Source organism: Thiomicrorhabdus sp. ZW0627 (genome assembly GCF_029767005.1).
GTDB lineage: Bacteria > Pseudomonadota > Gammaproteobacteria > Thiomicrospirales > Thiomicrospiraceae > Thiomicrorhabdus.
In genome coordinates this window covers 549,309-570,085 of record NZ_JARUQR010000001.1, presented here as the reverse complement: position 1 = coordinate 570,085, position 20,777 = coordinate 549,309, and the positions used below count along the sequence as shown (strand labels likewise).

Here is a 20,777-nt window from a genome sequence, read left to right as displayed (position 1 = left end):
AAGGGGGTTTATGCCCAGCAACTCCGTGCCATGGTTATATTATAACATTGCCAGAGGCAGACTCTGAATAAGAAATAACGCGAATCGCTGCGATTATTTTGATCGGTTTTTATAAGTAAATGTGATGTCTTTTATCGGTTTGACGTTTGGCGTCTATCGGTCAGGTCGATTCTGTCGCCAACTGATTCATGACTGTGTCCATCTGATCTTCCAGATGTAATGTGTATTGCACGGTTTCGTCTTTCATCATCAAATGTTCGTAGGCCAGGTTCAAGGCAACCATTAGAACTTTGCTTTCGCCTTTTAAACTCGGGACCTGTTCCAAACGGTCTTCGATTAAGGTCGCGGCTTCGATCAAGCGTTCTTTATCCTCTGGTTCACAAGGGATTTCAAAAGTGTGATTCATTAGGGTTATGGTTAACACGGCCAACGCTCCTTAAAGGGATTTTTGGTTTTTGCAGGGACTTCGAGTAAGTATGTTCTGCCTTTAAGTATGGTATTATTCATCAATATTTTGAGATTAACAAGAGTGTGTTGGAAATGGATTTTGATCAAATAAAAGAAGCGCTTTCACCGTATCCGGAATTGGAGTCGCCATCTTTCGTTCAAGGGGTGCTTGTCGGCTTGATTTGTGGTGATAACGACCTTGAAGAGTCGGTGTGGATTCGTAAGTTGCTGGAAGAGGCTCAGATTAAATCCGTTAAAGAGTCTTTTTTGAAAACTTTGCACGATCTTTACCTGGCTACGGATAACGGCCTGAACGGTTCCGGTTTTGAGTTGGAATTGTGCCTACCTGAAGATGAACAGGATTTGATTTACAGGGCTTCCATGCTGGGTGAGTTGTGCGAAGGTGTCCTTTACGGTCTAGGATTGGTTGGGCGGCTGCAAGATCCGGAAGAAAAAATTTCAAAAGATGTTCGTGAGTTGATTAGTGATTTGGGTGACATCGCACGAATCGATGTGGATGGTTTGGCCGAAGCGAAGGAATTGGGTGAAGCCGAAGAGAGTGATTTGATGGAGTTGATCGAGTTTGTGCGCATCGGGATTCTGACGATTAATGAAGAGTTGAATCCGACACAGGCGCCGCCGATCATGCCTGAAGATTCGGATATGTCTGATACCGTTCATTAATTGGTTTTAAGTCGAGTACCTTATGTTGCAAAACGATTCCAAACAAACTGGTTCTGCTCAGAAAAATGGCTGTCAGCCAGCCAATCATATGATTGATATGGCACAGGAGCACCGCCATGCGCTGTTTGCTAAACTCCCGGAAAACAGCGCAGTACTGGTTTCTTCTGGACACGAACAGATTCGTAACCGGGATGTGGAATTTCCGTTCCGCGCAGAAAGCGATTTTTTCTATTTGACCGGTTTTTCCGAACCCGATTCAGTGCTGCTGCTACTTAAGACATCACGTAATCAGAGTGTACTTTTTGTTCGCCCGAGGGACCCCGAGCAGGAAACCTGGCAAGGTAGACGCCTCGGAGTCGAAATGGCGCCGGCAATTCTGAAAATTGATCAGGCCTGGTCAATTGAAGAGATGGATGAGCACGTGGCGGAATATCTGGAAAACATCGAGAACCTTTATTTCAGTTTCGGTCAGATGGCTACTTGGATGGAGCCGGTCGAGCAGTGGTTGTCCACTTTGAAATCTAAGGTTCGCAGAGGGGTTTCGGCGCCGACGCAGTTGTGCGACTTGGATACCATTACTCATGAGATGCGTTTGTTTAAATCCGATGCGGAAGTCGCATTGATGCGTGAAGCCGCGAGAATTTCCGTTGAAGGGCATTTGGCGGCCATGCGCAGTGTGGCTGCCGGTAAATATGAGTTTCAGGTGCAGGCGGATTTGGAAGCGACGTTTATGCAGCACGGTTCGCAGAAAGTGGCATTTAATTCGATTGTGGCCAGTGGTGATAATGCCTGCATCCTTCACTATACCGAGAATAGTGATCAGATGGGAAGGCATCAATTGGTTCTAGTGGATGCCGGGGCGGAATTCCGTGGGTACGCCGGCGATATTACGACTACATTTCCGGTAAGCGGCCGTTTTTCCGAAGAACAGAAAAGTTTGTACGAGTTGGTCTATCAGGCTCAGCAAACGGCGATTGATTGTATCAAACCGGGCGTCTGTTACAGTGAACCGCATCAAAAGGTGATTGAAATCCTGACGACAGGTTTGGTGGAGTTAGGGTTGTTGAATGGTGATGTTCAGGCCTTGATCAAGGAAGAGGCGTATCGCGCTTTCTTCATGCACGGAACCGGACATTGGCTGGGTATGGATGTACATGACGTTGGCAGTTACAAGATCAATGGCGACTGGAGAGAGTTTGAGCCGGGTATGGTGGTGACTGTTGAGCCGGGATTATATGTTGATCCGGGACTGGACGATGTTGAAGAGCGCTGGAAAGGTATCGGAATCCGAATTGAAGATGACATTCTGGTGACGGATTCGGGTAGTGAAGTATTGACCAAAGGGTTACCGAGAACGGTGGAAGCCATTGAGCAATGGATGTCTGAGAACAATCCCAATGTGTGATGTTCGGGGCTAAGAGATAGATAAAACGGATAAAACATTCATGGCAAAAACGATTAATCAGGGTGACGCATTTATCTGCGGCGGAGGTCCAGTCGGTTTGATGTTGGCTATCGGCTTGGCTCTGAAAGGGCATTCGGTTGTCTTAGCGGAAAGCGTTGCATTGGATGATGTTTTAACTGGAGGGGATGAGCCTTCCCGAAGCTCTTTTGACGGGCGCGTTCTCGCTTTGTCTCATGGTTCTAGACTGGTTCTGGAAAAATTGCAGGTTTGGGCCGACGTTCAGACTTTTGTGACCGAAATCCAACATGTTCACGTTTCCCAGAAAGGCTATTTGGGTGTTACGACCCTTAATGCAGACGAAGTCGGCGTTCCCGCTTTGGGGTACAGTATCCAGTCCAGTGATCTGGGCAGGGTGTTGTGGCAGCATGTCCGTAAGATGGCGACTGTTACCGTACTTTGCCCGGCTGAACTGGTCGATTTTTGTGAAAAGGGTGATCGAATCCATGCAAAGGTTCAAATGGGTTCCGGAGAAGAGATCGAAGTGCAAGCAGGATTGATCATTGGAGCCGATGGAACACACTCTCGGGTAAGGACGATTTTGGGACTGCCTATGCAGGAAAAGTCCTATCATGCTTTTGGAGTCATTGCCCAGATTGAGACGCAACAGCATCCCGAAGGTTGGTCGTACGAGCGTTTTACTGAGCAAGGACCGGTTGCACTCTTGCCAATGCAGGACCATTTTCATAAGGCGGTATTAGTTTGTCCCGAAGAAGAAATCGAATCGTTGATGGCTCTGAATGACGAGGCGTTCATGGATTTGTTTGCCGAAAAGATGGGGGAGCGTCTGGGTGCTTATACCCAGGTGAGTAAACGTGTCGCTTACCCGTTGAAAGAGACTTATGTCGAACAGATGAATTCGGGGCGGGCTGTGTTGATGGGAAATGCATCGCATACCCAGCATCCCGTTGCAGCGCAAGGTTTAAATCTGGGAATTCGTGATATTGATGTTTTTCTGGAAGGGCTGGAAACACAGGCTGATATTGGTGATCCGCAATATCTGGCCGACTATGCCGAACAACGCAAATCGGATCATGAAAGCGTTATGGGATTGACGGACAGCCTGATTCAAGTGTTTCAGCATACTTCACCTCTGGTAGGGCATTTAAGAGGAATTGGAATGATGGCCTTGCAAGCGATGCCTGGACTGCGCAAGCGGTTTGCCCGATTTGCAATGGGAGGGCGCCGCTCATGAATTTAGTTACGGAACAGGGTGCATTGAATCATGTCACGCCCGAGCAGGCGGAACAGACAGTTTGGGGTGTTGTGGTTGTTGGTGGTGGAATGGTTGGTGCGGCCATGGCTTTGGGCTTGGGTCGTCAAGGTTTTAATGTTCTACTTCTTGAGCGTGAGGCGGTTAACACCGACTGGAACCCGCAACAGCTTTATCAGACCCGTGTTAGCGCTTTGACACGTGCTTCGGAAAACATTCTTAGAAACCTGGGGGCCTGGCAAGGAATCGAGCGTCGTCGTTACCATCCGTTTGTTGCCATGCATGTCTGGGATGAAGTCACCCCTGGTGAAGTGCATTTTTCCGCTGAAGATATGGGCGAACCTAATTTGGGTTATACAGTAGAGAACAGTGTGGTTCAGGCGGCCTTGTGGGAGCAGATCGCACAATGTGAGCAGATCAAGGTTCTGCTGGATGTGAAGCTGGAAAAGTTGGGACGCGAAAATGAACAGGCCTGTCTGTTTTTGGAAGGTTATGGAAAGATTCGTACAAACCTGGTCATTGGAGCAGATGGCGCCAATTCTCAAGTTAGGCAAATGGCTAACATCGGATTGGATATCCACGAATATGAGCAGTGCGCGGTGGTAGGCTGTGTCAAGACAGAGTTGAGTCATCAAGATACCTGTTGGCAGCGTTACCTTAAGGACGGCCCGTTTGCGTATTTGGCAATGGGTGAAAATATCAGTTCGATCGCTTGGTATCTACCGATCGAAAAAATGCAGTGGGCATTGTCGTTATCGGATGCGGAATTTGCCGAGCAGCTTGGTATCGCATCGGATTGGAAGTTGGGTCGTGTGGTTGAGGTTGCTGAAAGAGCCGCTTTTCCGCTTGTAAGACGTCATGCGGAGCATTATGTGAAGCCGAATCTGGCACTGATTGGTGATGCCGCGCATACGATTCATCCTCAAGCTGGACAAGGGGTCAACCTTGGGCTATTGGACGCAGCCGCTTTGATTGAAGTGCTTGCCGAGGCGCGAGATACCGGTAGGGATTTAGGGCAGTTTTCTGTTTTGCGTCGATATGAACGTTGGCGCCGAGGCGACAATGCCATTGTTCAACGTTCAATGGAAGGGTTTGATTGGATGTTCAAGCAGGATGCTGCGCTCAAGTCGGTCTTCCGAAAAGGGTTCTTACCGGTTGCCAATCGACTTACGCCTGTTAAGAACTGGTTGATGGGGCAGGCTTTGAACGGACGTGAAGCCTTGCCGAAATTGGCAAAATAAATTGATGTTCAGAAATACAGTGTTGGTTGGGAAGCGTGAATGGATTATAAGTCGATATTAGGGATTGCCGGCGTTAATTACCGTGAGAATGCCAAGGCGAAACGGATTGGTGGTCAATTCGAGGTACTGGTGCTTCTGGCATTGCTGGCCGTGTTTGTCCAGTTGTTGATGTATTATTCAGGATACGAGGCGGATACTTCATGGTTATCGACGCTTATCTGGATCGTGTTTGCAGCAGAGCTTTTCGTCAACCTGTATAACGTGAACGACCGTCCTCGATATTTGCGGGAGAATTGGCTGAACGTTTTGATTGTCATCCTGGCATTCCCGTGGATCGGTTGGCATGGTGATTGGGCTGTTATCATGCGTTCCCTGCGGCTTTTGCTGTTCCTGAGATTTTTTGCTCACTTCTATAATGATGTTGTTACTATCCTCAAGCGCCACCGGCTTGGGCAGATTTTGATAGGCGCGGCGTTCATGATTGTCGGTGCAGGTGGTTTGTTCTCTTATATAGAGGATCGCAATATCATTGATGGTATCTGGTATGCGATTGTGACCGTAACGACCGTTGGTTATGGTGATGTGGTACCACAAACTGAAAATGGCCGTATTTTTGGAACCTTTCTGATTTTGTTCGGGGTGGTTTTGTTTTCCTTGGTTACTGCGAATATTTCCGCATTTTTGATTGGTTCGGGTCAGCGTAAGCAAGAAAAAGAAATTCTTAATTATGTCCGCTTGATGGAAGAGCGTCTTGAGAGGCAGACGATTGAGAATCAGCAGCATGTTGAAAATATCATTAAGCACATGACCAAAGAAATTCAGGACCTGAAAAGTCAATCAGATGATACAAAGTCAAAGTAATACAAGCTGTTATGATTGCTTGCTTAAAGCAGGTGTTGGAGACTTCTGCGGCATAAAATTTATGCTGCTATCAATAAGTTTGACTTTTGGGTTTTAAAGCCCTATATTCACAGTGTTTAATAAATTTTATTGTAGATCATAAAGGAAATTTCGGATGGCAGATAGACGTCTTCAAGTATTCCATACTGTTGCGAAAGTAATGAGCTTTACCAAAGCTGCTGAAACGCTTCATATGACTCAGCCGGCAGTCACGTTCCAAGTAAAGCAGCTTGAAGATTTCTTTAACACCCGACTTTTCGACCGTACGCACAACAAGATAACTCTGACGGATGCCGGGAAGGTAGTGTATGACTATGCTGACCAGATTCTTGAGCATTATGAGAAGATGAACAGCGAAGTCCGGGAATTGACTGGAGAAGTTACTGGGAGTCTGGTGATCGGTGCAAGTACGACGATTGCCGAATACATGCTGCCAAGCCTTTTGGGTGCGTTCAAAAAGCAATTTGAAGACGTTAATATCCGTCTTCAGGTTGGGAATACCGATGCAATCGTGTCTATGGTCGAAAACAACATGATCGATTTGGGTCTGGTTGAAGCGCCGGTACACAACAAAAACCTTGAAGTGGATGTCTGCCGACTGGATGAAATGCAGTTGATCTGTCCTTTGGATCATCCATTGGCTAAACGCGACAAAGTATCGATCGAAGATTTCAGAAAGTATGGTTATATTTCACGTGAAGAAGGCTCAGGTTCCCGTTCGGTAATTGATACTTACATTCGTGAGCAGGGGTTGAGTTACAGTGACTTAAACGTTGTGATGGAGTTGGGTAGCCCTGAAGCTGTCAAAATGGCTGTAGAGTCTGATGTGGGGGTAGCGATTGTTTCACGTACCACTATCTCTAAAGAGTTGCGTTTGGGTACTCTGAAGGCAATCCCTCTGGATCCACCTATCGTACGTCCGTTCTCTCATGTCCGTCAGAAGCATAAGTTCCGTCATCGCGCGGTCGGTGAGTTGTTGGATTTCGCAATCAACTATTGCCGTGACAAGGCGTTGGAGCAAGGTTTTTCGTTGCCTGAAGACGTATTGAAAGAGCGTCAGAAATAATTTATAGCTTAGATGATTGCTCGAATGATAAAAAAGGCCGTATAAACGGCCTTTTTTGTTTCTGGATGGAAAGTCGCTTGTTACACAATTAAAGTGTTTCTGAAGCGAATAGCGACAATCTTGAACGCTCTCCTTGCTGGAGGGTGATGTGCGCGCCGTGATCCCAGTTCTTGAATCGATCAACCACGTAGGTCAAACCACTTGTCGTTTCTGAAAGGTAGGGGGAGTCGATCTGACCGATGTTACCGATACAGACGATTTTTGTGCCCGCTCCTGCCCGCGTGATCAGGGTTTTCATCTGTTTTGAGGTTAGGTTTTGAGCTTCGTCCAGAATGATGAATTTGTTTTGGAAGGTGCGGCCGCGCATGAAGTTCATGGACTTGATTTTGATGCGTTTGCTCAGTAGTTGTTGGGTGCTCTCTTTTTCCCATTCGGTTGTGTTGGCGCCGTCAGAATTTGTGAGCACCTCAAGGTTGTCCATTAAGGCTCCCATCCACGGCGTCATTTTTTCCTCTTCGGTGCCTGGTAGAAAACCGATGTCTTCGCCAATTGGAATGGTGGCGCGTGTCATGATGATTTCGTTGTAAATGTTCAGGTCCAAAGTTTGCTCTAATGCGGCAGCCAGTGCCAGAAGTGTTTTTCCTGTTCCGGCAATACCTAATAGAGAGACGAAATCGATTTCCGGATCCATCAAGAAGTTTAGTGCCATGTTCTGTTCGGCATTTCGTGCATGAATCCCCCAGATTCCTTGAGTGCCTTTGCCGTAATCCTGCATGTACTCTAATACAGCTTTGTTGTTGGATACGGAACGGACGATGGCATTGAATCCGGCTTCATTTTCACTGATTAAGCATTGGTTGGCATGCCAGTTGCAGGTGTCGTCGACTTCAAGTTCGTAGAAGGTTCGGCTGCCGTCCTGCCACGATTTCATCTGTTTTCCGTGTTCTTCAAAGAAGTTTTCCGGAAGCGATTCCCAGCCAGTATAAAGCAGGTCAACATCTTCCAGTACCCGGTCGTTGTAGTAGTCTTCGGAGTGCAGTCCCACCGCGGAAGACTTGATGCGCATGTTAATGTCTTTAGTGACCAGTGTAACGTTGCGTTGCGGGTAGTTTGCCTTTAGAGCCAAGCCGGTTTGCAGGATGTGATTGTCGGCCTTGTGGCTTGGCAGTGAGATCGGAAGTTCGGCGATCAATGGCTCCGTTTCAAAATAGAGTTTTCCTAAGTGTAGGCCTTCTTTGTCAGAGTGAGGGTGGATTCTTTCAAGTGGTAAGCCTTCTTTGATCTCTTCGAATGATGCATTGCTAATGATTTCGTCAATCAGACGGTTGGTTTCACGAGCGTTTCTGGAAACTTCGGAAATCCCTTTTTTTGCAGCGTCCAATTCTTCCAGTACCGTCATGGATACGAATATGTCATGTTCCTCAAAATTGAACATGGCCATTGGGTCGTGCATCAATACATTGGTGTCCAGTATAAATAATCGTTTGTGCTCATTGGTCATACGAAGGCTTCCTATATGGTTTTAATGGTGCTGCTAGATATTCATTTGCTGAGTTCTTTTAGTTTTTCCAAAACGGCTTGCGCGTGATCCTTTACCTTTACTTTTTGCCACTCTGCGACCAGTTTGCCATCGGGATCGATCAGAAAGGTGCTGCGTACGATTCCCATGTACTCTTTGCCGAAATTCTTTTTAAGTTGGTAGGTGCCAAAGATTTGGCAGAGTTCCGCTTCAGTGTCTGAAATAAGATCAAATGTAAATCCTTGTTTACTTTTAAAGCTTTCATGTCGCTTCATGGAGTCCATTGAGACGCCTAGTATCTGGCAGTTAAGCGCTTGGAACGATTCCCTTAATTCGGAGAAATCTTTTCCTTCGGTGGTACAGCCGGGAGTGCTGTCTTTGGGATAGAAGTATAGGACGGTGTAGTGTTTGAGAAGGTCTTGCTGAGTGATGGTTCGTTCTGATGTGGCGGGCAGTGAAAATTTGGGAACTTTCTGTCCAAGGGAAATATTCATTCGAGGCCTCTTGAATAGTAGATTTTATTCAAGTATGCCGCGTTTTAAAGAGTGTTTCAATAAATAAAAATCAGTTTTCTAAAAAACGATTTTTGTACTGGATTTTGTCGTCAACAGAGGGCCGAATTTAAGTTGAAGTGTTCAGGGGGAAAGGGTAAGATTACCCTTTTTTGAGTTAGCGTAAATCTATTGGAGAATTTCGCCGTGTTTAGAGGCAGTATGGTGGCGTTAGTCACACCTATGTTGGATGATGAATCGATTGATTACGATTCACTTGAGAAATTGGTGGAATTTCATATTGCATCAGGAACCGATGCCATCGTTGCAGTAGGGACGACCGGAGAGTCGGCAACATTGGATATGCAAGAACATTGTGAAGTGGTCAAGTTTGTGGTTGATAAGGTTAATAAACGTGTTCCTGTTATTGCCGGTACAGGCGCTAACTCAACGACGGAAGCAATTGAGTTGACTCAATGCGCTAAAGAAGCAGGTGCGGACGCCTGTCTTCTGGTGACGCCATACTACAATAAGCCGACACAAGAAGGGCTTTATCTGCACTATAAGAAAGTGGCGGAGACCGTCGATATCCCTCAGATCTTATATAATGTTCCAGGTCGTACAGCTTGTGACCTTCTGCCTGAAACCATTATTCGTCTTTCTAAGGTCAAGAATATCATTGGTGTAAAGGAAGCGACGGGCGATCTTTCTCGAGTGGCTGAGATCAAGGCGGGAGTGTCTGACGATTTTGATCTTTATACCGGTGATGACGCCAGCGCGGTCGATTTTATCCTGGCCGGTGGTCATGGCGGAATTTCTGTAACGGCAAACATTGCTCCCAAGCAGGTGCATGAAATTTACCAAGCGGCCCTGGAAGGAAATGAGGAAGAGGCAAAGCGTTTGGATGAGAGTCTGACGGCATTGCATCGAGACCTTTTCGTTGAGGCGAATCCGATTCCTGTTAAGTGGGCCGTTTCTGAAATGGGGTTGTGTGGAAAGGCGATTCGTTTACCTTTAACAGTACTTTCCGAGAAATACCAACCTCTTGTGAAAGAGGCGATGAAGCAAGCGGGTGTCGCTTAAGACAGCTATCAATTTAAAATCAAGAGTAAAGTCCTAAGAATGAACACGCCTACTAAATTTGTTCCTGTGTTGTTAATGTTTTCACTTGCCGGATTGAGTGGGTGTTCAACTCTCTCAAGTTGGGGGAGTTCCGATGAGTCTGATTACCGAGAAACTAATACTCGCTTGGCCAAAGACTTAGAGGTTCCGCCAAATCTGTTTAACCCATCCAAACGTCAAGATCCAATGGAAGTCGTCTTGCAGAAAGCGACGACAGAGAAGCAGAATGATTATATTCCTACTTATAAGGCTTCGGGTGTTGCGATCAATTCGAATCTGTCGGAACGTTGGTTGGAAGTTGATACCATCAACAGTGAACACGTTTGGGATAGCGTAAAACGTTTTCTTTCCACAATGGGGATGAAGATCAAGGAAGAGCGTAAGGACATCGGAATCATTAAGACCGAATTCACCAAACGTACTGAATTGGTTCCGTTAGACGATGTTAGTCCTCTTACCCGTTTGTTGAACAGCTGGCGTCCTGAGTTGGCAGAAGGGGTTTATGATCGTTTCGTCGCACGTGTTGAAACGGATAAGGAAGCCGGCAAAACGCGAGTTTATTTCCATCACCATATGGTGTATTCGCCGGATACCAATTCGGAAATGGGCGGTGAAGATCGTTGGAGAATCAAGCCGTATAATCCTATGATGGAAGCGGAAGCTTTATATAGAGCGATGATTTTCTTCGGTTCGACTTCGGATGTGGCTTTGGCTCAGTTGAAAGTGACCGGAAAGATGTCGGAAGAATTTAACGGTGAGCAGGAATTGGAAGGCCTGGTTCTGCATGCCAATCTTTCACAAAGCTGGGGTTATCTGCAGGCGATGGTGTATCGTGCCGATTGGCAGGTCGATCATTCACGCCAAGAAACGCATCAGATGTGGGTGAAGGTACCTGAGTCAGCAAGAAAAGACGAAGGTTTCCTGTCTAAGCTGGCCTTCTGGAAAGACGATTCGGAAAAAATGCAGTTGCCTGAAATCGTTATGTTGCAGCTTGAAGCGGACGAGAAGAACTCGGAAGTGTCTATTTTGAAAGCCAAGGCGCTGGAAAGCGACACGCCCCTTAACGAAGAAAAGCGTAAGTATTTGTTCGAGCGTTTAGGGTTGATGGGACAGTAAAAAAAGATTTTGATTTTAGGACCCTCGAAGATCGGGGGTTTTTGTTTTTTTGGAAGGACAAAAGATATGCAAATTGTTTGGGGAAATCCTGCTCACTCTGATTACCGTTTGAATCAACTTTTGAACAAGTTAAAGAGTGTTGGCGCAATTGAAGCGGTTCGTTCACAGTTCGTTTATTTCGTGGAGCTGGAAGGGGAGTTATCCTCGACAGAAATGGCTCATTTGAGAGTTCTTTTGAACAATACGGAAGAGAGTCTGGATGCTTCGATTGTTTCCGGAAGCTGTATCGTAACGCCGCGTTTGGGTACGATTTCTCCTTGGTCATCCAAGGCGACGGATATCACCCATACTTGTGGTATTCAGTCTATTCAGCGAATTGAACGTGGTATTGTTTATTTCCTGGAGGGGGTTGCAGAGTCTGATAAGCCAGTAATGGAAGCTCAATTGCATGACCGAATGATGGAACAGGTATTTCATTCATTTGATGAGTTGGAAAATCTGTTTTCCCACCAGTCACCAAGGCCTATGACGACAGTTGATGTTCTGAGTGGTGGTAGGGATGCGTTGGTTAAGGCTAATGCTGAAATGGGATTGGCGTTGAGTGACGATGAAATTGACTATCTGGTCGATGCTTTCACCGGCTTGAAGCGTAACCCGGTTGATGCCGAATTGATGATGTTTGCCCAGGCCAACTCTGAGCACTGTCGCCACAAGATTTTCAATGCTGACTGGACGATTGACGGCGAAGACAAACCAAATTCATTGTTTGGTATGATCCGCAATACTTATCAGAAAAATCCTCAAGGGGTGTTGTCCGCCTATAGCGATAATGCCGCTGTTGTCGAGGGTGCTCAAGCCACTCGATTCTTCCCGGATCCGGTAACCCGTGAATACGGTTACCATTCCGAGCCGGTACACTTCCAGATCAAGGTTGAGACTCACAACCATCCAACTGCGATTTCACCTTGGCCGGGAGCGGCTACGGGTTCCGGTGGTGAGATCCGTGATGAGGGTGCGACCGGTCGTGGTTCCAAGCCTAAGTCCGGTTTGACGGGTTTTACCGTTTCTAATTTGAACATTCCCGGTTTTAAACAGCCTTGGGAGCGAGAGTATGGCAAGCCAGGGCGTATCGTAACGCCTTTCGAAATCATGATCGAAGGACCTTTGGGAGCAGCCGGTTTCAACAATGAATTCGGTCGTCCAGCCATCAATGGTTATTTCCGTACTTATGAAAATACATTGATGACCCATGATGGAGAAGAGGTACGTGGTTATCACAAGCCGATCATGTTAGCGGGTGGTCTGGGTAGTATCCGTGAAGTTCATATCCACAAAAATGACATTCCAGTTGGTGCCAAGTTGGTTGTGTTGGGTGGTCCAGCTATGTTGATCGGTCTTGGCGGTGGTGCAGCGTCTTCGGTTGATAGCGGTGCAGGTTCCGAAAATCTGGATTTTGCTTCCGTGCAACGTGAAAACCCTGAAATGGAGCGCCGTGCGCAAGAGGTGATTGACCGCTGTACTTATTTGGGCGAAAACTCGCCAATTGCGTCTATCCACGATGTGGGTGCAGGTGGTTTGTCTAACGCTTTCCCGGAATTGGTGAATGATGCGGGTAAGGGTGCAATCTTCGATCTGCGCAAGGTGCCGAATGACGAACCGGGCATGTCGCCAATGGAAATCTGGTGTAACGAATCTCAGGAACGCTATGTTATTGCGGTTTACCCTGATCAGATCGAACAGTTCGAAGCTCTATGTAAGCGTGAACGTTGCCCGTATGCCATCGTGGGTGTTGCCACTCAAGAGCAAAAGCTGGTCGTTAATGACACGGTTTTCGATAACAATCCAGTGGATATGCCGTTGAATGTACTTTTGGGCAAGCCACCAAAAATGCATCGTACTGTTGAGTCGAGATTGGTTCCCCAGCCAGGCTTTGAAACGGCGGTTTTGGATTTTGAAGATGTGACCGAACGTTTGTTGAAGTTGCCTACGATTGCGGATAAATCTTTCTTAATTACCATCGGGGACCGAAGCATCACCGGTATGGTTACTCGTGATCAGATGGTCGGACCTTGGCAGGTTCCTGTGGCGAATGCCGGGGTGACTTGTTCGGATTATAAAGGTTATACCGGTGAAGCGATGGCGACGGGTGAGCGTCCACCGGTTGCATTGATCAATCCTAAAGCTTCTGCACGTTTGGCGATTGCTGAAGCGATCACTAATATCTCGTGTGCGAAAATCGCTGAAATGGGCAAAATCAAGATTTCTGCCAACTGGATGGCTGCAGCCGGTCACCCTGGAGAAGATTCCGCTTTGTACGATGCCGTGGAAGCGGTTGGCTTGGAATTGTGCCCTCAATTGGGAATTGCAGTACCGGTCGGTAAAGATTCCATGTCGATGAAAACTGTTTGGCAAGATGGTGATCAGGATAAGGCTGTTATTTCGCCTGTTTCTTTGAACATCACGACTTTCGCTCCGGTTGAGGATGTCCGTAAAACGGTGACACCTCAACTTAGAACGGATTTGGGTGAAACCGAGCTTTTGGTCATCGATCTCGGGCGTGGTCAAAACCGTATCGGTGCAAGCTGTTTGGCACAGGTTTACAATCAGATCGGTGATGTGTCGGCTGACTTAGATAGCGCTGATGATCTATTGAATTTATTTAATGCAACTCAGGCGATGTTGGCTGATGACTTGATGGTCGCTTATCACGATCGTGCCGACGGTGGCCTTTTGGTTACGTTGTTGGAAATGGCGTTTGCCGGACATTGTGGTTTGAATGTGGACGTTTCTGCATTGGGTTCCGAGCCGGTTGCCGCTTTGTGTGCTGAAGAAGTCGGTGTTGTGATTCAAGTTAAATCGACGGATAAAGCCAGTATTGAAGCTATATTGGAAGCCAATAATCTGACTGGTATGTCACACTGGATTGGAACGCCAGCGTTGGATGACCAGATTAAAATTGTTGCTCATGGTGAAACCATGTTGCTTAAACCGCGCAAAACGTTACAGGCATGGTGGTCTGAAACAAGTTATCGCATGCAGGCCTTACGAGATAACGAAGATTGCGCCCAGCAGGAATTCGATGCAATTTCCAATGATGCGAATACAGAATTGTCAGTGAATTTGACGTTTGATATCAACGAAGATATCACTGCTGAGTTCGCCGGTAAACCTCGCCCGAAAGTTGCAATTCTTCGAGAGCAGGGCGTCAACGGTCAGCAGGAAATGGCTGCCGCATTCAACCGTGCCGGATTCGATGCGGTTGATGTGCATATGTCTGACGTATTGTCGGGTGAAGTCAAGTTTGATGGTTTCAGAGGCTTGGTGGCTTGTGGTGGTTTCTCATACGGTGACGTATTGGGTGCCGGTCGTGGTTGGGCGAATTCAATCCTTTTCAATGATACCGCTCGTGAAGAGTTTGCTCAGTTCTTCCAGCGTGAGGACACCTTTACCTTAGGTGTTTGTAACGGCTGTCAGATGCTGTCGAACTTGAAGGAAATTATTCCGGGGGCTGAAAGTTGGCCAAAATTTGTCCGCAACCATTCAGAACAGTTTGAAGCACGTTTTTCATTGGTTGAAATTCAGTCTTCTCCTTCCGTGTTGTTGCAGGGAATGGAGGGAACCCGTATTCCGGTTCCTGTCGCGCATGGTGAAGGGCGTATGGATTTTGGTAATGGTTCGGCTTCCGATGTTGAAGGTCTTGTCGGGCTTCGATATGTCGACAGTACAGGTGCTCCGACGGAAGCGTATCCGTTTAATCCGAATGGTACGGTTGGTGGTATGACCGGTCTGACAACGAAGGATGGACGCGTCACTATTATGATGCCACACCCTGAGCGTGCGTTCAGAACGGTACAGAATTCTTGGCATCCAGATGACTGGTTAGAGGATGCTCCATGGATGCGCATGTTTAGAAATGCGCGGAAGTGGGTTGGTTAATCAGTTCTAATTTATAACTAGGGGTAAATTTGTCGGCCTTAATTTTCCATAAGGAATTTTTTGGGGTCGATAACTTTGCTTTATTTGACTTTATAAGGTTTATTCTTTAAATTTGCTGGGCTTTGTTATAGCCCATTTTTAGAGTGAGCCAAAATTGAAACTAAAACGGAGAGAGTCCGAATGTCTTTAAATCGTCGTGAATTTTTACATGTAATGTCTATGGCTGCAGCTGCAGGGATGTTACCAGGTACTGCAAGTGCAATGTCTTCAGGTACAGACAAAGCTGCAGCAGCAAAAGCTTCTGCAGAAATCTATAACCAGCCTATGAAAGGTAAGGTTCGTCTGCTGCACATTACAGATACGCACGCCCAGTTAAAGCCAATCTATTTCCGTGAGCCGAACGTAAACTTGGGTACTGGTCCAGCTTTCGGTAAATTGCCTCACGTTGTTGGTACAAAATTGTTAAAAGAGCTTGGTATTGAGCCAAACACACCTCTTGCACACGCTTTCACTTACATTAACTTCCAAGATGCTTCTGAACAGTACGGTAAAGTAGGTGGTTTCGCACACGTTAAAACCCTTTTGGATAAATTGCGCGAGCAAGCTGGTGGACGTGAAAACACGTTGACTATGGATGGTGGTGACTTGTGGCACGGTTCCGGTACTGCGCTTTGGACTCGTGGTGCGGACATGGTTGAAGCGTCAAACCTACTAGGTGTTGACATCATGACCGGTCACTGGGAATTTACATACACTGAAGAAGAAGTGTTGAAGAACTTGAACAACTTCAAAGGTGAATTCCTTGCACAGAACATCCGTATCAAAGAAGATTCATTGTTTGGTGACGCATATCGTGAAATGGTTGAAGCGAACAACGGTGTTGGTCTTTATGACGAAGACGAAGCACGTGCATTCAAGCCATACACAATCAAAATCGTTAACGGTGAGCGTATCGCTGTTGTAGGTCAGGCTTTCCCACGTACTGCAAACGCTAACCCACAGTCTAACTTCCCGGATTGGTCTTTCGGTCTTCGTGAAGATGCGCTTCAGGAAACAATCGACAAGATCCGTGAAACTGAGAAGCCAGCGGCAGTCGTTATGATTTCTCACAACGGTATGGATGTTGACATCAAGATGGCTTCACGTATCAACGGTCTAGATGCGATCTTTGGTGGTCACACTCACGACGGTATTCCTAAGACTACTCCGGTTAAGACTCCAGAAGGTGGTGTATGTCACGTAACAAACGCCGGTTCTAACGGTAAGTTTGTTGGTTGCATGGACTTGGATATCTCTAACGGTAAATTGAAAGGCGTTGATTACAAGTTGCTACCTGTATTCTCTAACATCTTGGATGCAGATCAGGAAGTAACGACTTTCATCGATCACCTATATACTCGTAAGTACGATACAAACATCGTTGAATCTCGTGATCCTTCACGTGCATACAGTAAAGAGCGTCTAGGTAAGACTTACGGTGAAATCCTGAACGAAGAGCTAGCGGTAGCGGAAGATACTCTATACCGTCGTGGTAACTTCATGGGTACTTGGGATCAGATCATCGTAAACTCTCTACGTGAAGAGCATGATACTCAGATCGCTATGTCTGCCGGTGTACGTTGGGGTACTTCTGTTCTAGCTGGTGAAACCATCACTATGGAGCGCGTAATGGATGAAACTTCTATGACTTATGGTGAAACTTATAAGTCTGAAGTAACCGGTGCTCAAATGAAGGATATCCTAGAAGGTATCTGTGAGAACCTATTCCAGAAAGACCCATACCTACAGTCTGGTGGTGATATGGTTCGTCTTGGTGGTATGGACTACACTTGTGAGCCAAACGCTACACTAGGTAACCGTATCTCTGACATGCGTTTGGATGACGGTACGCCTCTAGAAGCTAACAAGACATACACTGTTGCCGGTTGGGCACAGGTTGAGTCTGTTGGTGACGGCCGCTTGATGTGGGATGTTGCTGCTGACTACCTACGTCGTCATAAGAGCGACATGAAGCTTAAGAAGGTTAACCATCCTAAGCTTAAGGGTGTTAAGGACAACCCAGGTATCGAAGCTTACCCAGGTGAGATGGCTTAATTTAAACTTAAGCTTTCGATTAAAAAAAACCGGCTCTAATGCCGGTTTTTTTATGTCCGGAAAAAATGAACAGGCTTGTTTGGATTGTTATTTGGCTGAGTTAAGGATTATTGACGTACCGTATTGTTTGGTGATGTCCCAAGAGGTATACGTAAAAGGAAAATGGGCGTTATAAATTTTGGTTTGAATGAGTTGTTCTACCGGATCGGTCTGGTATTAGGAGTGTGAGAGGATGAAGATGAATTTGGGAGATGGGGAGGGAGCCCGCCTGACGGGCTTTGAAGTCCGTGCAGGCAAGATGGTTCTAGATGGTTATTAGGCCACAATTATTGAATTTTGAGATATGAGAAGCCTTCGCTTTGCAGGATGGCGATCTTTGCCACACCGGAAGGTGTCAATTCAATTCCTTTATAGATCTTATCTTTTGCCAGACCGACTTCGTCACGTGTTTTGTCGCAAAGTTCGACTTTCACGCCACGAACCGTAATCAGGCTCTGTAAACGGCCTTTAAGCTCTTCACGGCGTTCAAGTAGTGGCTGATCTGCTTCGTAAGGCGTGCCTTTCAAATCGTCGTCGGTTGTGAAGCGTAAGCCGTAGCCGACAAATACTAAATGTACTTCCGGCTCCATCAATTCAGACTCGTAGAAGTTGAGAATGTTGTTGATGGAAGTTAGTGTAGCCGAATAGCGGGTCGGATCCTTGAAGTCGACGTGGTAGACGACTTTAGCACCGTCATCGGCAGCTTGCGCCGTAGTGATTGACGATACGGCAAGCACGATACCGGCGATAAATGCTTTAAAACCTTTGTGGAACATGTTCATCGTTGATTCCCCTCGTTGGTTTACAGGATGTTGGTGATGTCTTTTTTGCCTTCAATCGCTTCAATGGCTTTATTGACACGCATGAATAGGGTTTGGCTGTCCTCTTCAGGTTTGCGCAGTTCGGTCACGCCTGCATGGCTGGTCAGGCAGGTCGTCGTACCGTCATCCAGTTTGATTGTCTGGGCAGTGATGGTTTCCTGTGCCAGTTTGGCGATGCGGAAGGCATCGACCGCTTTGACTTCCGGCAGAACCACCATGAACTGGTCGCAGCTCAAGCGGCCGATGTGGCCAAGATCTTTAATGACGTTCTTGATTGCATGAGCAGCGGTGAGAATCGCTGTATCACCCATCTCATGACCATAACGGTCGGTGATGCGTTTGAAGCAATCCAGGTTGATCTTGAATAGTGACAGAGGCTGATTGTTCAACTTGGCTTTGCTGATCTCTTCGTTGACGATGTCGAAGAAGAAGTCACGGTTGTACAAGTTGGTCAGAGGGTCGTTGGAAGAGAGGTGTTCTAACTGTTCTTCCATGTGTTTACGACTGGTGATGTTGATCGCCAACCAGATGGCTGCTGGCTGTTCATAAGCGCCTTCGTTGATCGGGTAGACACGCGCTTCGTACCACTGACCACCTTTGGTTGAGCTGTCGTGGACACCTTCAACTTCTTCATCCGCCAACTGGTATTCGATCTCCTGTAAGCGACCGCTTTTGATGGCGTTCTGCACAACAAGCAGGAAACGTTCAGCCATTTTTTCAGGCAGGACGTCACTGTATTTCTTGCCGATCAGTTCGGAGCCGTCGGCGTATAAAGAGCGTTCCTGTCCACCTATGATGTCCAGATAGGTGCCGTCCTGACCCATGACGAAAATCGGGTCGGGCATGGCGTTGGCAATGGCGATAAGATGAGAGTTGATATTTTCTTCAGTCATTGGAATCCCTAGTCCTTGCTAATCGGTTTGTATTTAATGCGATGTGGTTGTGCGGCATCCGCACCTTTGCGGCGTTTCAAGTCTTCTTCGTAATCTGAGAAGTTTCCTTCGAACCATTCGACATGTGAATCCCCTTCGAAAGCCAGCATGTGCGTGGCGATACGATCCAGGAACCAACGGTCGTGGGAGATGACCACGGCGCAACCGGCGAATTCCAGTAGGGCTTCTTCCAAAGCACGCAGAGTTTCAACATCAAGGTCGTTGGTCGGTTCATCCAGCAGCAGCAGGTTCCCGCCGCTTCTTAAAGTCTTTGCCAAGTGGACGCGGTTGCGCTCACCGCCTGAAAGTTGACCGATTTTTTTCTGTTGGTCTCCGCCTCGGAAGTTGAAGCGGCTACAGTAGGCTCGAGAATTGAATTCCATGTTTCCGACCATGAAGACATCATCACCACCGGAAATCTCTTCCCAGACGGTGTTGTTGTCGTTCAAAGCGTCACGGCTCTGGTCAACGTAGGATAGCTGTACGGTTTCACCGAATTCGATAGAACCGCTGTCGGGCTGTTCCTGCCCGGTCAGCATGCGGAATAGGGTGGACTTACCGGCACCGTTGGCACCGATGATTCCGACAATTCCCCCTTGTGGCAGGCGGAAGTTCAGGTCGTCGATCAGTAAGCGATCGCCGAAACCTTTGGAAATGTGGTTGACCTCAATGACTTTTTCACCCAAGCGTTCCGCAACCGGGATATAAATTTCGTTGGTTTCGTTACGTTTTTGGTGTTCGGAGCTACTCAGTTCTTCAAAGCGTGATAAACGTGCTTTGGATTTGGCGTGACGGCCCTTTGGATTGGAGCGTACCCATTCCAATTCGTTTTTCATAGTTTTGATTCGGGCCGCTTCGGTTTTGGCTTCCTGCTCCAAGCGTTTCTCTTTCTGTTCCAGCCAAGAAGAGTAGTTGCCTTCGAAAGGAATCCCTTCGCCGCGATCCAACTCAAGAATCCATTCAGCGGCGTTATCCAGGAAGTAACGGTCGTGAGTGATGGCCACCACGGTACCCGGGAAGTCGAGCAGGAAGCGTTCCAACCAAGCGATGGATTCTGCATCCAGATGGTTGGTTGGCTCGTCTAATAGCAACATGTCCGGTTTTTCCAAAAGCAGTTTGCAAAGTGCGACACGGCGGCGTTCACCACCGGAAAGTTTGCTGACATCCGCATCCCAAGGAGGCAGGCGTAATGCATCGGCAGCGATATCTAGGGTACGGTCCAGATTGTGCCCGTCTTTGGCTTGGATCAAGTCTTCGATTTCGGCTTGCTTTTTGGCAAGTTCGTCAAAGTCGGCATCCGGTTCGGCGTAGGCGGCATAAACCGCGTCCAGGTCGGCCAAAGCCTGTTTGACGTCCGCTACGGCTTCTTCGATATTGCCGCGTACGTCCTTGCTTTCATCCAGTTGGGGTTCCTGAGGCAGGTAGCCGATTTTAATTCCCGGTTGTGGGCGGGCTTCACCGACGATATCGGTGTCGATACCGGCCATGATCTTCAATAGTGTGGATTTACCGGAACCGTTTAAACCTAAAACCCCGATTTTGGCTCCGGGGAAGAATGACAGTGAGATGTCTTTCAAGATGTGGCGGTTTGGCGGGACGACTTTCCCGACGCGGTTCATGGTATAAACGAATTGAGCCATTTAGCAGTTTCCTAAAATTTTCTAATCTAACTTCAAAAATACAAATAATAATGC

The 20,777-nt window shown here is 47.2% G+C and carries 16 protein-coding genes; 10 read left to right on the top strand and 6 right to left on the bottom strand.

Annotated elements, in window-relative coordinates; all coding sequences use genetic code 11:
• Nucleotides 1–160 precede the first annotated feature (160 nt).
• Nucleotides 161–424 (bottom strand): cell division protein ZapA, encoded by a 264-nt coding sequence (locus QCB45_RS02720; RefSeq protein WP_279419004.1) that lies wholly within the window; start codon nt 422–424, stop codon nt 161–163.
• 116 nt (nt 425–540) lie between these two features.
• Here QCB45_RS02720 and QCB45_RS02715 point away from each other — a divergent pair, with 116 nt between their 5' ends.
• From QCB45_RS02715 to QCB45_RS02690, 6 genes are all read left to right on the top strand, one after another.
• On the top strand, nt 541–1,131 hold the full coding sequence (locus tag QCB45_RS02715) for a YecA family protein (RefSeq protein WP_279419003.1): 591 nt from the start codon (nt 541–543) through the stop codon (nt 1,129–1,131).
• A 22-nt stretch (nt 1,132–1,153) separates the two neighbouring features.
• Nucleotides 1,154–2,536, top strand: coding sequence for a Xaa-Pro aminopeptidase (gene pepP / locus QCB45_RS02710; protein ID WP_279419002.1), 1,383 nt, complete (start codon nt 1,154–1,156; stop codon nt 2,534–2,536).
• Between the two features lie 40 nt (nt 2,537–2,576).
• Complete coding sequence (locus QCB45_RS02705; protein ID WP_279419001.1) at nt 2,577–3,788, top strand: FAD-dependent monooxygenase; 1,212 nt, start codon at nt 2,577–2,579, stop codon at nt 3,786–3,788.
• Nucleotides 3,785–5,047, top strand: coding sequence for a UbiH/UbiF/VisC/COQ6 family ubiquinone biosynthesis hydroxylase (locus tag QCB45_RS02700; protein ID WP_279419000.1), 1,263 nt, complete (start codon nt 3,785–3,787; stop codon nt 5,045–5,047). Before QCB45_RS02705 ends, QCB45_RS02700 begins: the two co-directional genes overlap by 4 nt.
• Before the next feature lie 39 nt (nt 5,048–5,086).
• On the top strand, nt 5,087–5,908 hold the full coding sequence (locus tag QCB45_RS02695) for a potassium channel family protein (protein ID WP_279418999.1): 822 nt from the start codon (nt 5,087–5,089) through the stop codon (nt 5,906–5,908).
• A 154-nt stretch (nt 5,909–6,062) separates the two neighbouring features.
• A complete protein-coding gene (locus QCB45_RS02690; protein WP_279418998.1) occupies nt 6,063–7,013 on the top strand; it encodes a LysR family transcriptional regulator in 951 nt (316 codons plus the stop codon).
• A gap of 88 nt (nt 7,014–7,101) precedes the next feature.
• On the opposite strand, the gene QCB45_RS02685 is transcribed toward QCB45_RS02690, so the two are convergent.
• Complete coding sequence (locus QCB45_RS02685; protein ID WP_279418997.1) at nt 7,102–8,514, bottom strand: PhoH family protein; 1,413 nt, start codon at nt 8,512–8,514, stop codon at nt 7,102–7,104.
• A gap of 41 nt (nt 8,515–8,555) precedes the next feature.
• A complete protein-coding gene (locus QCB45_RS02680; protein WP_279418996.1) occupies nt 8,556–9,026 on the bottom strand; it encodes a peroxiredoxin in 471 nt (156 codons plus the stop codon).
• Between the two features lie 204 nt (nt 9,027–9,230).
• On the opposite strand from QCB45_RS02680, the gene dapA reads away from it, so the two are divergent.
• The 4 genes from dapA (at nt 9,231) to QCB45_RS02660 (ending at nt 17,291) form a co-directional block, all read left to right on the top strand.
• Nucleotides 9,231–10,106 (top strand): 4-hydroxy-tetrahydrodipicolinate synthase, encoded by an 876-nt coding sequence (gene dapA / locus QCB45_RS02675; protein ID WP_279418995.1) that lies wholly within the window; start codon nt 9,231–9,233, stop codon nt 10,104–10,106.
• A 39-nt stretch (nt 10,107–10,145) separates the two neighbouring features.
• Nucleotides 10,146–11,261, top strand: coding sequence for an outer membrane protein assembly factor BamC (gene bamC, locus QCB45_RS02670; protein ID WP_279418994.1), 1,116 nt, complete (start codon nt 10,146–10,148; stop codon nt 11,259–11,261).
• Nucleotides 11,262–11,327: 66 nt separating this feature from the next.
• On the top strand, nt 11,328–15,197 hold the full coding sequence (gene purL, locus QCB45_RS02665) for a phosphoribosylformylglycinamidine synthase (protein ID WP_279418993.1): 3,870 nt from the start codon (nt 11,328–11,330) through the stop codon (nt 15,195–15,197).
• A gap of 180 nt (nt 15,198–15,377) precedes the next feature.
• Nucleotides 15,378–17,291, top strand: a complete 1,914-nt coding sequence (locus tag QCB45_RS02660; protein WP_279418992.1) for a 5'-nucleotidase C-terminal domain-containing protein — start codon at nt 15,378–15,380, stop codon at nt 17,289–17,291.
• Between the two features lie 326 nt (nt 17,292–17,617).
• On the opposite strand, the gene QCB45_RS02655 is transcribed toward QCB45_RS02660, so the two are convergent.
• From QCB45_RS02655 to ettA, 3 genes are read right to left on the bottom strand one after another with little or no spacing between them, the layout of a single operon-like run.
• The gene (locus QCB45_RS02655; RefSeq protein WP_279418991.1) at nt 17,618–18,112 is read right to left on the bottom strand and encodes a DsrE family protein; all 495 of its coding nucleotides are present in this window, start codon (nt 18,110–18,112) and stop codon (nt 17,618–17,620) included.
• Nucleotides 18,113–18,132: 20 nt separating this feature from the next.
• The gene (locus QCB45_RS02650) at nt 18,133–19,044 is read right to left on the bottom strand and encodes a sensor domain-containing diguanylate cyclase (protein WP_279418990.1); all 912 of its coding nucleotides are present in this window, start codon (nt 19,042–19,044) and stop codon (nt 18,133–18,135) included.
• An 8-nt stretch (nt 19,045–19,052) separates the two neighbouring features.
• Nucleotides 19,053–20,723 carry an energy-dependent translational throttle protein EttA gene (gene ettA / locus QCB45_RS02645; protein WP_279418989.1) on the bottom strand — a complete coding sequence of 557 codons (1,671 nt, stop codon included), beginning with the start codon at nt 20,721–20,723 and terminating at the stop codon, nt 19,053–19,055.
• Nucleotides 20,724–20,777: the final 54 nt, after the last annotated feature.

Bases quoted from the DNA above. Each gene is read 5' to 3' on its own strand.
- QCB45_RS02715 (WP_279419003.1), top strand. From the start codon at position 541: ATGGATTTTGATCAAATAAAAGAAGCGCTTTCACCGTATCCGGAATTG.
- pepP (WP_279419002.1), top strand. From the start codon at position 1,154: ATGTTGCAAAACGATTCCAAACAAACTGGTTCTGCTCAGAAAAATGGC.
- QCB45_RS02705 (WP_279419001.1), top strand. From the start codon at position 2,577: ATGGCAAAAACGATTAATCAGGGTGACGCATTTATCTGCGGCGGAGGT.
- QCB45_RS02700 (WP_279419000.1), top strand. From the start codon at position 3,785: ATGAATTTAGTTACGGAACAGGGTGCATTGAATCATGTCACGCCCGAG.
- QCB45_RS02695 (WP_279418999.1), top strand. From the start codon at position 5,087: ATGGATTATAAGTCGATATTAGGGATTGCCGGCGTTAATTACCGTGAG.
- QCB45_RS02690 (WP_279418998.1), top strand. From the start codon at position 6,063: ATGGCAGATAGACGTCTTCAAGTATTCCATACTGTTGCGAAAGTAATG.
- QCB45_RS02685 (WP_279418997.1), bottom strand. From the start codon at position 8,514: ATGACCAATGAGCACAAACGATTATTTATACTGGACACCAATGTATTG.
- QCB45_RS02680 (WP_279418996.1), bottom strand. From the start codon at position 9,026: ATGAATATTTCCCTTGGACAGAAAGTTCCCAAATTTTCACTGCCCGCC.
- bamC (WP_279418994.1), top strand. From the start codon at position 10,146: ATGAACACGCCTACTAAATTTGTTCCTGTGTTGTTAATGTTTTCACTT.
- purL (WP_279418993.1), top strand. From the start codon at position 11,328: ATGCAAATTGTTTGGGGAAATCCTGCTCACTCTGATTACCGTTTGAAT.
- QCB45_RS02660 (WP_279418992.1), top strand. From the start codon at position 15,378: ATGTCTTTAAATCGTCGTGAATTTTTACATGTAATGTCTATGGCTGCA.
- QCB45_RS02655 (WP_279418991.1), bottom strand. From the start codon at position 18,112: ATGAACATGTTCCACAAAGGTTTTAAAGCATTTATCGCCGGTATCGTG.
- QCB45_RS02650 (WP_279418990.1), bottom strand. From the start codon at position 19,044: ATGACTGAAGAAAATATCAACTCTCATCTTATCGCCATTGCCAACGCC.
- ettA (WP_279418989.1), bottom strand. From the start codon at position 20,723: ATGGCTCAATTCGTTTATACCATGAACCGCGTCGGGAAAGTCGTCCCG.